Source organism: Accumulibacter sp. (genome assembly GCF_023806635.1).
Lineage (GTDB): Bacteria > Pseudomonadota > Gammaproteobacteria > Burkholderiales > Rhodocyclaceae > Accumulibacter.
The window spans coordinates 1-14,876 of record NZ_JAMTDQ010000078.1; the positions used below are offsets into that span (position 1 = coordinate 1).

The 14,876-nt window shown below is 67.4% G+C and carries 13 protein-coding genes; 3 read left to right on the plus strand and 10 right to left on the minus strand.

Annotated features, from left to right (window positions below):
• The 8 genes from NFW30_RS13500 to NFW30_RS13535 form a co-directional block, all read right to left on the minus strand.
• On the minus strand, positions 1-1,777 hold a 1,777-nt coding region (locus NFW30_RS13500; RefSeq protein ID WP_295372283.1), incomplete at its 3' end, for a tetratricopeptide repeat protein.
• Positions 1,755-3,068 carry a hypothetical protein gene (locus tag NFW30_RS13505; protein ID WP_295356196.1) on the minus strand — a complete coding sequence of 438 codons (1,314 nt, stop codon included), beginning with the start codon at positions 3,066-3,068 and terminating at the stop codon, positions 1,755-1,757. The genes NFW30_RS13505 and NFW30_RS13500, both read right to left, overlap by 23 nt.
• A 329-nt stretch (positions 3,069-3,397) precedes the next feature.
• The gene (locus tag NFW30_RS13510; protein WP_295356198.1) at positions 3,398-4,204 is read right to left on the minus strand and encodes a phosphate ABC transporter ATP-binding protein; all 807 of its coding nucleotides are present in this window, start codon (positions 4,202-4,204) and stop codon (positions 3,398-3,400) included.
• A gap of 67 nt (positions 4,205-4,271) precedes the next feature.
• Positions 4,272-5,087, minus strand: coding sequence for a phosphate ABC transporter ATP-binding protein (locus tag NFW30_RS13515; RefSeq protein ID WP_295356200.1), 816 nt, complete (start codon positions 5,085-5,087; stop codon positions 4,272-4,274).
• Entirely contained in the window at positions 5,081-5,971 is an 891-nt protein-coding gene (gene pstA, locus NFW30_RS13520) for a phosphate ABC transporter permease PstA (RefSeq protein WP_295356203.1), read from the minus strand. The genes NFW30_RS13515 and pstA overlap by 7 nt, the downstream gene beginning before the upstream one ends.
• Positions 5,972-5,976: 5 nt before the next feature.
• Positions 5,977-6,927 carry a phosphate ABC transporter permease subunit PstC gene (gene pstC, locus NFW30_RS13525; protein ID WP_295356205.1) on the minus strand — a complete coding sequence of 317 codons (951 nt, stop codon included), beginning with the start codon at positions 6,925-6,927 and terminating at the stop codon, positions 5,977-5,979.
• 1 nt (position 6,928) lies between these two features.
• On the minus strand, positions 6,929-7,990 hold the full coding sequence (locus NFW30_RS13530; protein ID WP_295356207.1) for a PhoU domain-containing protein: 1,062 nt from the start codon (positions 7,988-7,990) through the stop codon (positions 6,929-6,931).
• A 79-nt stretch (positions 7,991-8,069) separates the two neighbouring features.
• Complete coding sequence (locus tag NFW30_RS13535; RefSeq protein WP_295356209.1) at positions 8,070-8,945, minus strand: phosphate ABC transporter substrate-binding protein; 876 nt, start codon at positions 8,943-8,945, stop codon at positions 8,070-8,072.
• 267 nt (positions 8,946-9,212) lie between these two features.
• On the opposite strand from NFW30_RS13535, the gene NFW30_RS13540 reads away from it, so the two are divergent.
• The gene (locus tag NFW30_RS13540) at positions 9,213-10,796 is read left to right on the plus strand and encodes an ATP-binding protein (RefSeq protein ID WP_295356212.1); all 1,584 of its coding nucleotides are present in this window, start codon (positions 9,213-9,215) and stop codon (positions 10,794-10,796) included.
• On the plus strand, positions 10,786-11,406 hold the full coding sequence (locus tag NFW30_RS13545; protein WP_295356214.1) for a sigma-70 family RNA polymerase sigma factor: 621 nt from the start codon (positions 10,786-10,788) through the stop codon (positions 11,404-11,406). The genes NFW30_RS13540 and NFW30_RS13545 overlap by 11 nt, the downstream gene beginning before the upstream one ends.
• Before the next feature lie 49 nt (positions 11,407-11,455).
• Here NFW30_RS13545 and NFW30_RS13550 read toward each other — a convergent pair whose 3' ends face one another.
• Positions 11,456-11,896 (minus strand): hypothetical protein, encoded by a 441-nt coding sequence (locus NFW30_RS13550; protein ID WP_295356216.1) that lies wholly within the window; start codon positions 11,894-11,896, stop codon positions 11,456-11,458.
• Between the two features lie 106 nt (positions 11,897-12,002).
• Complete coding sequence (locus tag NFW30_RS13555; RefSeq protein ID WP_295356217.1) at positions 12,003-12,740, minus strand: hypothetical protein; 738 nt, start codon at positions 12,738-12,740, stop codon at positions 12,003-12,005.
• Between the two features lie 406 nt (positions 12,741-13,146).
• Here NFW30_RS13555 and NFW30_RS13560 point away from each other — a divergent pair, with 406 nt between their 5' ends.
• Positions 13,147-14,871, plus strand: coding sequence for a hypothetical protein (locus NFW30_RS13560; RefSeq protein ID WP_295356218.1), 1,725 nt, complete (start codon positions 13,147-13,149; stop codon positions 14,869-14,871).
• The last annotated feature ends 5 nt before the right edge of the window (positions 14,872-14,876 follow it).

Genomic DNA, 14,876 nt, shown 5'->3' on the forward strand with positions numbered 1-14,876 from the left:
CCGACAGGTCGCGCAGCGACTCGGGCGTGCCGCCCAGCCGCTCGACGAGCTGGCGACTGAGCGCCAGGCTTTCGCGGTACACCGCCTCGGCCTGCGTCCAGTCGCCCTGCGCCTGTGCGACGCGGCCGAGATTGTTGAGCGACACCGACAGGTCGCGCAGCGACTCCGGCGTGCCGCCCAGCCGCTCGACGAGCTGGCGACTGAGCGCCAGGCTTTCGCGGTACACCGCCTCGGCCTGCGTCCAGTCGCCCTGCGCCTGTGCGACGCGGCCGAGATTGTTGAGCGACACCGACAGGTCGCGCAGCGACTCCGGCGTGCCGCCCAATCGCTCGACGAGCTGGCGACTGAGCGCCAGGCTTTCGCGGTACACCGCCTCGGCCTGCGTCCAGTCGCCCTGCGCCTGTGCGACGCGGCCGAGGTTGTCGAGCGACACCGACAGGTCGCGCAGCGACTCCGGCGTGCCGCCCAGCCGCTCGACGAGCTGGCGTCTGAGCGCCAGGCTTTCGCGGTACACCGCCTCGGCCTGCGTCCAGTCGCCCTGCGCCTCTGCGACGCGGCCGAGGTTGTCGAGCGACACCGACAGGTCGCGCAGCGACTCGGGCGTGCCGCCCAGCCGCTCGACGAGCTGGCGACTGAGCGCCAGGCTTTCGCGGTACACCGCCTCGGCCTGCGTCCAGTCGCCCTGCGCCTGTGCGACGCGGCCGAGGTTGTCGAGCGACACCGACAGGTCGCGCAGCGACTCGGGCGTGCCGCCCAGCCGCTCGACGAGCTGGCGACTGAGCGCCAGGCTTTCGCGGTACACCGCCTCGGCCTGCGTCCAGTCGCCCTGCGCCTCTGCGACGCGACCGAGGTTGTTGAGCGACACCGACAGGTCGCGCAGCGACTCCGGCGCGCCGCCCAGCCGCTCGACGAGCTGGCGACTGAGCGCCAGGCTTTCGCGGTACACCGCCTCGGCCTGCGTCCAGTCGCCCTGCGCCTCTGCGACGCGACCGAGGTTGTCGAGCGACACCGACAGGTCGCGGTCGCTCGAACCATCGGGTTTCGCCTGGGCACGGCGCCTGGCCAGCGCCAGTGCGCCGCGGGCAACATGCTCGGCGTCGCCGGGCCGTCCGGCGGCGAGCAGTTCCTGGCTGGCTGTCCAGGCAGTCGGCAGGAAGGCCTGCTCGGCTGCCGATGCGGTCGCCATCCGTTGCCATTCGGCAAATGCCGGCAGCGAAACGTCCGCTGCCAGCGGCGTTGCCAACGGCTCCACGCCAACCGCTACGGGCGTCGGCACGGCGTCGGGCAGCCAGCGCAGCTCCTCGCTGAGGTCCCGCTTGTGCCAGATGTCCGGGGCCATGGCGCGCGTCTCGGCACGGAAACGCGCCGGCAGGACCAGCACCAGCGGCCGCTTCAGGTCGCGCTCGAGGAGGAAGCGGCGTTCGTTGAGGCGCGCGAGGAACAGCGTGCGGGCGCGGTTCCACTGCGCGTCACCGGGATGGCGCTGCATCGCGTACCACACACCGCCCGGCTGCGCCGACAGTTCGGCAAGATGGCCGACCAGCACGTCGACCGCCGCCTCCGGGTCCCGCACGAAGCTGTCTTTCGCTTCCTGCCGATGCAGCGCCCGGCCCTGCATCGCCAGCCGCTGATCCAGCCAGTCGGCGAGTTGCAGCGAGGGGCCGACGTCGGCGAACACGAAGACCAGCGAGAAGCCATCGTGCTGCCACTCCAGGTGACGCAGCAGACTGACGGCAACGCGTTCGGTCGGCGCGTCAAGCGCCAGTGCGGGCGACATGGGCGTCGACCAGCTCGCGCAACAGCGGATGCACGTCGTACCAGTCACTGCCATTGCGGTAGTTGAGCACCAGGCGGTTGTCGAGGAAGTGCGCCAGTGTCGGCAACTCGCTGTCCTTCTCGAGACAGGTGTCGTGGGTCCTGGCGATGCGCTGCAACCAGAGCAGGTGCTCGCCCGGGATCGGCAGCATCTCGCTGCGCGCCGCATTCTCGGCCGCCTTGACGGCACTGGGCGACAGCGGCAGTTGCGACTCGTCGCGGACCGCCGGTAGACAGAGCCGGATCAGGCGGAAGAATTCGCGCAGGTCACCGCCGGAGCTGATCGCCAACTGGTCGAGAGCCGTCTGCTGGAACAGCCGTGACCAGTCGGGATGGCGCTTTGCGACGACGGTGCGCAGCACGGCCAGCCCGTCGGGATCGGGTTCGCGGCTGCGGTCCCTGAAGACGTGCGTGCTGACCAGCCGGCGCGGCACCGCACCGCCCATCAGAGCGCCGGCGCCGGGGCCGAGTACCGACAGGTATGGTGGAATCGTATAGACGATGTGCAGCAAGGGCACGCGCAAGAGTTCGGCGTGGCCGAAGAAGAGATTGCGGACGCTCTCGTAGACGGCCATGGCCTCGCTGCCGACACCGCGAATCCGCTCGACCGAATCGATCAGCAGGACCACCTTGCGCGCCGGGTCAGACTCTCTCTCGCGAACGAAAAGCACCGCCTCGGCAAGGAAATCGTGCGCCTCGCGCGCCAGTTGCGCCACATGACCGCGAGCTGCTTCCTGCACGCGCTGCTTGAAATCCGGATCGCTCTTCAGGGCTGCCTTGATGTCCACCCCCGGCAATCGGGCGGCGAATTCCCTGATCTCGACTTTGCTCTGCATGAACTGACGGAAGCGGTCCCAGTAGCTGCGATTCCCCGGCGACGCACCGTACACCGCCTGCACCCTCTCCGACATCGCGCCTGCCACCGAAACCAGGAAATCGCTGATCTCGACCTCCTTGGTGAGCAACAGGAACTCCGACAGGTCGGCGTAGAAGACCACCGTGCCGCCATCCTCGAGGCGCTTCTTGAGGCGCTTGAGCTCGGTGCTCTTGCCGGTACCGCGCTGGCCGGTAAACAGGCACACGCCACCGCCATCCTGCCATTCGATCTCGGTGGCGATCTCCTCGACCGCATCGCTGAAGCCCTGGCAGTTGACCTGCGCCACATAGACCGGATCACCGGGCTCGAGCACACGATCGGCCAGTGCGTTGTACAGCGTCTTGAGTTGTTCGCGGGCTTCGGCGCTAAGGGCCATCGATCAGTCTCCGTGCAGCCCTGCAGCCTGAGCCATCGACCGAGGAGTGCCCTGGGCAAACGCAAGGCACGGGAATTTCGGCAAGGATAGGAAATTCAACCGCCATGGCGCGAGTATCTTCGCTCCACCCGCCGCTCGTCAATCCTGGATTTCCGCCTTGTTCCCCGGCGCCCGCGGAATCTCGCCATCCTCCCCGTGCCTGAGGGCGTTCAGAGGCGTCATTCCCGGACACCGCCATCGACACGATGCCCGCTCACGCACGATGGCCGGCGCGATTCTCCCGCAACGACGGCGCGCCCGCGTCCCGCGACGCGGGCGCGCGACGCCGCTCAGCCGTAGCGCCCCTCGATGTAGTCGGCCGTCTCCGGATGCACCGGGGTGACGAACATCTCCTCGGTGCGCCCGTGCTCGACGACCCGGCCCATCAGCATGAAGACGCACTCCTCGCTGGCGCGCCGCGCCTGCGCCATGTTGTGGGTGACGATCAGGATGGTGTACTGTCCGCGCAGTTCCCAGAGCAGTTCCTCGACCGCTTCGGTTCCCTTGGGGTCGAGCGCCGAGCAGGGTTCGTCCATCAGCAGGACCTTCGGCTTGACCGGCAGCAGGCGGGCGATGCACAGCTTCTGCTGCTCCTCGAGCGACAGTTCGGTCGCCTTGCGCTTCAGGCGGTCCTTCACCTGATCCCAGAGGAGAACCTGCCGCAACGATTGCTCGACGATCTCGTCCGGCGTTCCCTGCGCCACCTCGCCACCGCCCTTGGCGTGCAGCCGGTGGCTGAAGAGGATGTTGTCACGGATCGAGATCGGCAATGGGTTCGGACGCTGGAAGACCATCCCGACCTGCTTGCGTACCTGCACCAGTTCGACCTGCGGATCGTAGATGTTCTCGTTCATGACGTGAATGCTGCCCTCGATGCGCACGTAACCGAGGCGCTCGTTGATGCGGTTGACACTGCGCAGGAACGTGCTCTTGCCGCAGCCCGAAGGGCCGATCATCGAGGTGATCAGTCCTTCCCGGATGCGCAGATCGACGTCGTAGAGCGCCTGGAAGGTACCGTACCAGAGATTGAGCTTCTCGCTGGCGATGGCATGGCGGGGAATCGGCTGCATCAGTGCAGCGGTCTGTTCGTTGTTCATCTTGCGTGGGTTCCGTGTCCTTGGTGGGCTGGCGCCGGCGTCGCGGCGGCGTGCCGGCGCCAGCTGGCTAGCCGAAGCGGCCTTCGACGTAATCGCGCGTTCGCTGGTCCTTCACCTCGCCGGTGAACAGGTCTTCGGTGACGCCGATCTCGACGCACTCGCCGCCGAGAAAGAAGGCCGTGCGGTCGGCGAGACGCCGCGCCTGCTGTACGAGGTTCGTGACGAGGATGATCGTCACTTCCTGGCGCAGTTCCTTCAGCACGTCCTCGATGCGCATCGTCGTCACCGGGTCGACAGCGATCGAGAACTCGTCGAGCATCAGCAGATCAGGCTCCTGCGACAGCGCGCGGGCGATCGTCAGGCGCTGCTGCTGGCCGCCGGAGAGCAGGCTGCCGAGCGCGTTCAGACGGTCCTTGACTTCGTCCCAGAGCGCGGCGCGGGTCAGGCAGCGCTGGACGATGACGTCGAGTTCGGCCTTTTCGTTGATCCCGCGCAGGCGTGGCGACAACGCGACGTTGTCGTACACCGTCATCGGCAGGCCGACCGGCAGCGGGAAGACGACGCCGATGCGGCTGCGCAGCGCATAGACGTTGTTTAGGTGGCGAGTGTCGCGGCCGGCGAAATGGATCTCGCCCTCCACCCGCATGCCGCTGGTGAACACATCCATGCGGTTGATCGCCTTGAGGAACGAGGTCTTGCCGGCGTTCGCCGGGCCGATGATGCCGAAGATCTCGTGCTCGCGAATCGACAGGCTGACGTCGCGCAGCGCCACATCGCTACCGTAGCGGATCGTCAGGTTGCGCACCTCGAGCTTGTTCGGGACGGCGGCGACCGCCTGCTGGCTGGCGTCTGTGGTCGCCGCCCGGGTTGCGAGCTCTACCATTTCTTCTTCCCCCTGAGCCACATGCGGAAGGCGATCGAGACGCTGTTCATGGTCAGCACGAGACCGATCAGAACCAGCGCGACGCCGAAGGGAACGTGCTCCTCGATGCCCGGTACCTGCGTCGCGGTGACGAAGAGGTGCAGCGACAGGGCCATCGTCTGGTCGAAGACGCTCTGCGGCAGGAACGGCGTGAAGAAGACGGCGCCGGTGAACATGATCGGCGCCGTCTCGCCGGCGGTGCGCGAGACTTCGAGAATGACGCCGGTGAGGATGCCGGTCAGAGAGTTCGGCAGGACGACGCGACGGATCGTCTGCCAGCGTGTCGCGCCCATGTTCCAGCACGCCTCGCGGAACGCCTGCGGCACCGCCTGCAGCGACTCGCGCGTGGCGACGATGACCACCGGCATGGTCATCACCGCCAGCGTCAGGCTGGCGGCGAGGATGCTGGTGCCGAACTTGAAGAAGATGACGAAGGCGCCGAGCCCGAACAGTGCATGGACGATCGACGGCACGCCGGCGAGATTGATGATCGCCAGGTTGATGATGCGGGTGAACCAGTTGTCGCCGGCGTACTCGCTGAGATAGATCGCCGCGAAGATGCCGATCGGCACCGACAGCAGCAGGGCGACGGTCACCAGCCAGACGGTGCCGAGCAGCGCCGGAAAGATTCCGCCAGTGCGCATGCCGTCGGTCGGCGCCGAGAACAGGAACTCCCAGGAAATCGCTCCGCCGCCCTTCGCCACCAGCGTGCCGAGGATCAGCAGCACCGGCGTGATCAGGAGCAGGGTCATGAGCCCGAAGAGCAGTCGATAGCGTCGCTGCACGCTCTCGTTGTGCCGGTTCAGGTCGCTCGCCTGAAACAGCGCGGGGTTGGCCGTGTTCATTGTGCTTAACCTTTGCGGATGCCGCGCACGATCAGATCGGCGCTGAGGTTGATGATGAAGGTGATGAGGAAGAGAAAGATGCCGATGGTGAACAGCACCTGGTAGTGCTCGCCGCCGACGACCGCTTCACCGAGTTCGGCGGCGATCGTCGCGGTGAGTGCGCGCACAGAATCGAAGATGCTGCTGGGTATGTTGACCGCATGGCCGGTGGCCATCAGCACCGCCATCGTCTCGCCGAAGCCGCGGCCGACACCGAGCAGGACACCGCCGAGCAGGCCGTTCTTCGCCGCCGGCAGCACCACCTTGTAGATCACCTGCCAGCGCGTCGCGCCCATCGCCTCGGCGGCTTCGCGATAGCGGTCGGGAACGGCCTTCAGGGCGTCCTCGGCGATCGAGGTCATGATCGGTGCCGCCATCAGGCCGAGGATGACGCCGGCGTTGAGCACGGAAAGGCCGACCGGCACGTCGAACCACTTGATGAGCAGCGGATTCATGATCACCAGGCCGATGAATCCCCAGACCACCGACGGGATCGCCGCCAGCAGCTCGACCAGCACCTTCAGCGCCTCGCGCGTCTTGCCAGTGGCAAACTCGGCGATGTAGATCGCGGCGCCAAGCGAGAATGGCACCGCGACCAGCATCGCCAGCCCGGTGACGCTCGCCGTTCCGGCGATCAGTGCCAGGATGCCGTGTTCCGGATCCTCGGCATCGCTCGGCGACCAGTAGGGCGTCAGGAAGAACTCGCGGAAATCCATCTTCTCGAAGACGAAGCCGATTCCCTCCCTGGTGACGAAGAAGAAGATGCCGAGAACGAAGAGGATGGCCGAAATGCCGCAGACGAAGACGAGGCCGGCGATCAGCTTGTCGACGTACCAGTCCGCGTTGCGGCGGTCGAAATTCCCGGCGACTGCTGCAGTGGTGGCGCGATTGCTCAGCGCCTGCGTACCGGTGTTCATCTCAGCTGCCCTCCTCGCCACGCAGGACGCCCATCAGGTTGCTGACGCGCAGGGCGATCTCCCGGCCGAGCGCCCGCAGGTCGGGCGGCGCGCCAGCGGACCGGCCGACGTCCCAGTCGAGCGCCACCGTGTGGAAGGGAATCTGCTCGACGTAGGACTTGACCGCTCCCTGCAGGCTGACGATGATCTGGTAGGTGGCGAGTTCCTGGTGGTGTGCCGGCATCGCCTGCGGCTGGTGGCCGCCGAGATCGATCCCCAGCTCCTGCAGCAAGGCGATCGCCTGCGGATCGGCGACACCGGCAGTCCGGCCGCGGCTGTGGTACTCGCCAACTTCGGGGAAGTTCTTGCGCGCGATCGCCGCGGCAATCGGCCCGAACAGGCTGTTGTCCTCGTCGAGGAAGAGGATGCGGAAGAACTTCGGTCCCTTGGCCTGGCCGGTGACCGCGAAGACCGTGTCCTCACAGATGTTCTTCGCCTGGTCGGAAACCCGCTCGAGCGAGTTGAACACCGTCAGGTAGGCGAACAGGTCCTGGATGTTGAAGTGATCGCCCTCGCCGAGCAGGTCGCTGAACGCCATGTCAAAGGTCCGCTCGACCTGGTCGGCGATGACCATCGTCGCCTTCGCCTTCTCGGCGTTGCCTTCGAGGAAGGCATCGACGGCCTGCTTCAGCATCTGCCGCGACTCGTTCGCCATCAGTTCGATCTCGCGCGCCATCAGCCCCTGCGGGCGACCGAGACGCACCGCCTCGCGGCAGATGGTGACGGCGTAGTCGCCGATCCGCTCGAGCGCGACGTTGGTGTGGACGACGGCCCCCATCAGGCGCAGGTGGCTGCCGGTCGGCAGGTGCACGCCGATGAACGCCATGCGCATGCGATCCAGCTCGTTGCTGACGGCATTGATCCGGTTGTCGGCCAGGATCGTGGCGTAGGCCAGCGGGTCGTCGTCGGCGAGCAGCGCGTGTACGGCGTCGGCGAGTGCCTTCTCGACGAGGCCGGCGAGCAGGGCCAGCTGTTTCTTGATCTGGGACAGGTCTCTTTCGAGACGTTCTTCGTAGTGACTCATCGCGGTCTTCTTCCTCAGGCGCGGGAACACGGGCGCCGGCGGTGCGCCGACAGCGTCGGCGCACCGCCGCCAACGGGACTTACTTGCACTTCACCTTCTTGATCGGCGCGTAGCCTTCCTTCTCGATGATGCACTGGCCGGCGTCGCTCTTGATCCAGTCCATGTACTTCTTCACCTCGCCGGTCGGCGCGCCGTTGGTGTACATGAACAGCGGCCGGGCGATCGGATAGGTGCCGTCGAAGGCCGTCTGCTCGGTCGGCTTGACGCACGGCTTGCCGGCCTCCGGTGCGACGCAGAGCGCCTTCATGTGGTCGGTGACGTAGGCGAGACCGCTGTAGCCGATCGCGCAGGGCGTCTTCTCGACGAGGTCGGCGACGTCCTTGGAACCATGCAGGTCGAGCGTCCCCTGGCGGAACTTGCCCTTCTCGCCGAGCACCGCCTCCTTGAAGTAGGCGTAGGTGCCGGAGTTGTTCTGCCGGCTGACGACGACGATCTCGCCCTTGCAGCCGGGAATGGTGATGCCGAGGTCGGCCCACTTGGTGGCGCCGCCGTCACGACCGTAGATCTTCGCCAGGTCGGTGACGGTGATCGAATCCTTCGGGAAGTTCTTGTGCGCATAGATCGCCAGCGCGTCGTAACCGATGATGTGCTCGACCGGCTGCCGGCCCTTCGCCTGCGCAGCCTGGAGCTCCTTCGCCGACATCTTGCGGCTCGAGTTGGCGATGTCGACGGTACCGTTGATCATCGCCGCGATGCCGGTGCCCGAACCGCCACCGGAGACCGCCACCGCCACGTTCGGATTGATCTTGCCGTACTGTTCGGCGAGCGACTGCGCGGCGTTGACCAGCGTGTCGGAGCCCTTGTTCTGGATTTCGGTCCGGGCGGATGCGCCGGCGGCGGCCGTCACGCCAAGGGTCAGGACGGCAAGCTTGCACCACATCGAGCGAGAGTTCATCTGTCTTTCTCCGGGTATCGTTGGATTGCTGGAATCGTCGCCTGCCGATGACAGGACGGCCCATCATTGCAGGCTTTCGCGCGGCTGAAAATTCGGGCAACGACGTAAGCGATGCTGCCAGCGTCGGCCGCCAGGCGGCGCGCGCAGACCGCCGGCGCAGCGGGCATTCCGGACGCCCGTAAGGGCAACCCGTACGTAGTCTTCCCTATTCCCAAAGTGCCGCGGCGGCGGCAGAATGGGCGCTCGATCAACCCGCGACGGCCCATCATGCCGAAATCGGCGACCCGACGACCCGGTTGGCGTGACGCACTGCTGCTCGTCGGCGGCTACGTTGCCCTCGACTGGGCGAGTCACATCCACCGCCTGCACGGACTCGATGTCACGCCCTGGAGTCCGGCACCGGCGCTTGGCCTGCTCTTCCTCGCCCGTTTCCGCGGCCGCGTCGCGCCGCTGCTGGCGCTCGCGATATTCGTCAGCGACGCCTGGGTGCGCGCACCGCAGCTTCCCTGGCTGCTCGCCTGCGGCCAGGCCTTGCAGCTCACCGCCGGCTACTGGCTGATCGCCGAAGTCCTGCGACGCCGGATCGGCAGCAAGGGAGTCTTCGCCAACCGGCCGGGGCTGATCACCTGGGTGACGATCATCGTCGTCGGCAGCCTGCTCAACAGCGTGCTGCTGATCGGCGGGCTGACCCTCACCGGCCATCTGCCGCAGGCAGCCGTGGGCGAGACGCTGCTGGCGCACTGGCTGGCGGACGTCACCGGCATCCTGATCTCGATGCCGCTGCTCGCGATGCTGCTCGACGAGCGCAGCCGTGGCCGCCTGCGCCAGCTGCTGCTCGGTCGCGAATCGCTGAGCCTGCTGACCACCGGCGGCGTTCTCGTCCTCACCTTCTTCGCCGGCGAAATGAGCGAGCTGCGCTACTTCCCGGCCCTCTTCCTGCCGATCGCCTGGGCAGCCGCCCGCCAGGGGCTCGCCGGCGCCGTGCTGACGATCGGTCTGACGCAGGTCGGCGTCGTCGTCGGCACCTACCTGCTCGGTCTCTCGCCGCTGGCGCTGATCGAACTCGAGGTGCTGATCCTGGTGCTCGCACTGTCTGGCTTCTTCATCGGCGTCGTCGTCGATGAGAAGCAACGGGTGAGTGCCGAGTTGCAACAGACGCTGCGGCTGGCAGCGGCGGGCGAGATGGCCGGGGCGCTGTCACACGAGCTGCATCAGCCGCTGACGGCGCTGCTCGCCTACACGCGCGCCTGCCAGCAACTGCTCGCACAGGGCGAAGCGGGCGACCGGCTGCGCGACGTCATCGATCGCGTCGTCGCCGAATCGCAGCGCGCCGCCGACGTCGTCAGCCGCCTGCGCGATTTCTTCCGCACCGGCACGACGCGGCTCGAGCGCATCTGGCTGCGCGAGCTGCTGTCCTCGGCAGCTGCCCGCTTTGCCACCCAGGCGCGGCAACAGGGCATCGAGCTGTCGCTGCTGCCGGCGCCGCCCTGCGCCCTGTTCGCCGACCGGCTGCAGCTCGAGGTGGTGCTGCGCAACCTGCTCGCCAATGCCTTCGAGGCAGCTGCCGAGAGACCGCCGGCAGAGAGACTGGTGCGCCTGTCGGCAGAGCCGGAAGGCACCGCGCGTGTCTGCATCACCGTCGAGGACAGCGGTCCGGGGATCAACGAGCAGATGGCGGAGCACCTGTTCGAGGCATTCCAGTCGTCGAAGGCCAGCGGCCTCGGACTGGGCCTGGCGATCAGCCGGGCAATCGTCGAGGCGCACGGCGGCGCCCTGTGGGCCGAGGTCGCCGACCGCGGCCTGTTCCGCCTGACGCTGCCGATCGAGGAGGCAACGGGCGATGCCGCATAGAAGCAATACCGTCTTCATCGTCGAGGACGACCCGTCGGTGCGCGACGCGCTGGCGCTCCTGCTCGGCCTGAACGGTCTCTCGGTGGTGCTCTTTGCCGACGCCGAGAGCTTCCTGGCGGCGCGCCGTCCCGACTGGTACGGCTGCCTGCTGGTCGACATCCGCATGCCGGGAATGGACGGTCTGACGCTGCAGAAGCGCCTGCGCGAGAGCGGCTCGTGGCTGCCGGTGATCGTCATGACCGGCCACGGCGACGTCGAATCGGCGCGCCAGGCCTTCCGCAGCGAGGCCGTCGACTTCCTCGAGAAGCCGATCGATCACAGCCGGCTGCTGTCGGCGATCGAGGACGCCTTCGCGCGACAGCATCTGCGGCAGGACGATGCCGAACGCGACGCCGCCGTCGCCAACCTGCTGCAGACGCTGACCCCGCGCGAGCGGGAGGTCATGGCGCAGGTGGTCGCCGGCCGGCACAATCGCGAGATCGCCCGCCAGCTGGCCATCAGTCCGCGCACCGTCGAGGTGCACAAGGCGCGACTGCTGGCCAAGCTGCAGGTCGGCAGCATCGCCGACCTCGTCCGCCTCAGCCTGCGTGCCGAGAATGATCGCCGCTGAATTCCGGCAGCCGCGGCCGTCGCCGCTGCGCAGTCTTCGCCGCGCGCGACTAGTCGTCGATCGCATGCATCCGCTGCACCACCGCCGCGAGGACGGCCGTCGACCAGCCGAACATCAGCATGCCGGTCATCGCCTCGAAGCCACCGAAACCGGCCCAGCCGTCGGGCAGCTTGCGCACGCCGACGCCGAGCGTCGTGTAGTACTCCATCGAGTAGTACATGGCGATCTCGGTCGTCGGCACCAGATCGAGCAGCCGGAAAGCGACGGCCCAGACGACGATGCCGGAGAAATGGGTCAGCACCATGACGCCGACGACGCCGACGGTGAACAGCGTGCGCGCACCACGGTCCCTCTCCCGCTTCAGCAGCGGCTTGCCGAAACGCTCGAAGCTGTTGCGCACCAGGCCCATGCCGACCCCGTGCAGGGCGACGGTCAGCGCCATCGGCCCGAGCGCTGCCAGGATCTGCGTCAGATACTCGAGATCGACCATCCCCGTCCGCGGCCTCCGCTGCAATGCGTGACTGGCGACACCGATGGTGCCCGCCGGCAGCACGCAGTTGCCGGCGGGCCACCGGTCATGGTTCCTCGCGCCCGGCTCAGGTGGCGGACGTTTCCTTGTCCTTCGCTTCCTTCACTGGCTTCGCCGGGCAATAGGTGTCGTACAGGGTCTGCATCCGGCGCAGCTTGAGCACGCCGTGGAAGACCGTCACCAGCATGGCGATCACCAGCAGCGAGACGAAGCTCTTCTCGAGGTCGTATGCCCCCTGCCGATTGGCGACCGTCGCGGCGACGATCAGCGCGACGATGCCGAGGTTGATCGCCCAGTTGAGCGGCCGCGAAACGACGAAGTGCAGGGTGCCGATGCCGGCAAGCTGATAGAGCATGAACGGCAGGATGGCGATGGCCGGGATCAGCTCGGAGGCGCCCAGCGACACATTGACGGCTCCCGGCGCCATGGCGTGCAGCAAGCGGCTGTTCGCCAGCTCGTGGAACAGCGAGGGGATCGCGCAAAGGATCGGCACGACCGAGAGCAGCTCGAGAATCAGCGCGCCGCTCCAGGTGCCGATGCGCGACGAGTGGTCCGACCCCTCCTCGTTCGACTGGGCGCCGATGAACAGCCCGCCGACGATCGCCGCGATGCTCGACAGCATCAGCAGCTCGACCGAAATCCCGAAACCGGCCGGTTCGCCGGTCTTGATCAGCAGCAGGGCAAGGAAGCCGGGGGTGTAGAACATCACGCGCACCAGCCGCGCCCAGACGCGCGCATCGCGCTCCGGCGGCAGGACAGGCAACGCGACGCCGTTGGTGCCGATCGTCGCTCTTTCCTTGGACATGTCGAAGCCTCCTGGCAGAGAACAAGAGAAGGGCGGCAGGATAGCACGAAACCCTGGCCATTTCAGGCCCCGGCATGGCCTTCGAGCCCTCGACGACGAAGCGTGCGACGATGCCGTTACGGCGCGCCGGCCAGTCCCGCAGCACCGCATTGCCGGCGCCGAAAACGCTGCGCCGGAAGGCCAGCGCGAGATCGTCGCGGCCGCAGCTCCGGCCCCGCGAAGAGATGCCAGAGCAGTGCGCATGGGCGTTCGACAAGCCTCCGTCGCTGCGGATATACTGCCGCTCGACGAACCCTTGCCGGCGGCACGGCGGTCACCGCCGGCCAGAGACGGCGTCCTCGCCGACCGTCTCCGACAGCGGCGCAGGGGCCGCAGCGATACCCTTCCTTTTCGCCAGGAGCGCCAGGTGGACAAGCTATCGAGCAGATTGCGGATCGGCGAGAAGATCGGTCTCGGCTTTGCACTCGTCGGCCTGCTGCTCGTCGGTGTCATCTGGCACTACCACCAGACGCTGCGCTCGGTGATCGACGACTACCAGCAGTTGCAGCGGGTCTTCGAGGTCCGCAAGTCGCTCGCCGTCGGCATCGAGATCGAGATGGCGGCCGCGCGTGACGCCGAAAAGAGCTTCCTGCTGCTGCATCAGGAGCGCTTCGCCGCGGACTTCGATCAACACCTGCAGGCGATGCGCGAGAAGGTGAGCGCGTTGGGTACCGTCGATGAGCAATCGCAGCGCACCGCCGGGCAACTGCAGGCGCTGATGGACGTCTACCAGCAGCGTTTCACCGCCGTCGCCGAAGCGTGGCGAGCGATGGGCCTGGACGAGAACTCGGGCATCCAGGGCGCCTTCCGGCAGAAAATCCATCGCCTGCACGAACTGTCGGCGCAGTACAACGTCGACCGCCTGCTCACCACCCTGCTGCAGATTCGCCGCAACGAGAAGGATCTGGCACTGCGCCAGGACGCCGCTTACCGCGACAGTGTGCGCCGGCTGCTGCTCGAGTTCCGCCAGCTGGTGGACACTTCGGAACTGCCCGCGGCGACGCGGCAGAAGCTGCTGGCCGAGTTGGCGGCCTACTCGAAGAGCTTCGACAGCTACGCCGTGAGCGCCCTCAAGCCGGGCTACGACGGCGCCGGCAGGGGGCCGTTCCGGGACGCCGCGCAACGCATCGAGGCGATTCTCCGCGAGCACTATGTACCCAATCTGGAGACCAACATCCTCAAGCTGCGGCGCCGCGAGAAGGACTTCCTGCTGCGCGGCGATGAGTCTTACCCGCCGATGGTGGTGGAAATCGCGCGCGCGATCCGCGCGCAGATCGGCGAGTCCGCCCTCGCCGAAAACGACAAGGCGCAATTGCTGGCCCTGCTGCGCGATTACCAGCGCAGCTTCCTCGTCCTCGTATCGCAACGAGCCAGCATCGCCGCCCTGACCGCCGAGATGAACGCCGCCGCCGACCAGGTGGCGCCACTGATCGAGGCCAACGTCGCGCAGGCCAACGAGACCATGGTCAGACGCGCGCGCGAGATCGACGACGATGCGCAGGCCAGCGTCCGGCTGGGCCTGATCGTCGCCGCGTCGACGCTGCTCCTCGCCGCCCTGCTGGCGCTCGGCATCACCAGCCGCATCGTCCGCCCGGTGCGCCGGATGGCCGGGCTCCTCGACGACCTGGCGTACGGCACGCCGACCGAGCGCGTCCCGACCGTAGCCGGAGGACGCAACGAGATCAATGCCATGGGTGAGTCGCTGAACGCGCTGCTCGATCATCGCGCCACCTTCCTCGGCTGGTGGAAGGCGTCGATGGACGAGCTGATCGCACGTCGCGCGCTGCTCGCCAGCACCGGCGACGAGGAACGCGACGAAACGCTCACCGAGCTGCGCGCCGCCAGCATCGTCAAGGTGCAGAAGCTGAATGCGATCCGCAGCCGCCTGCTGCAGCACGCACACGGCATGGTCGAGGTCGGCCGCCGCCTGTGCGCTGCCGGCAGCCTGCCGACAGGCGACGCCAGGAAGCTCGAACATTCGGCGCAGGCGATGGCGTCGCTGCTCGACGTGCTGGCGGTCGAGGAGGCGACGCCGGGTGCTGCCGCGAACAGCATCGCCGGCAGCACCGACGACCGCAGCCGCGGCGCGTAGAACGC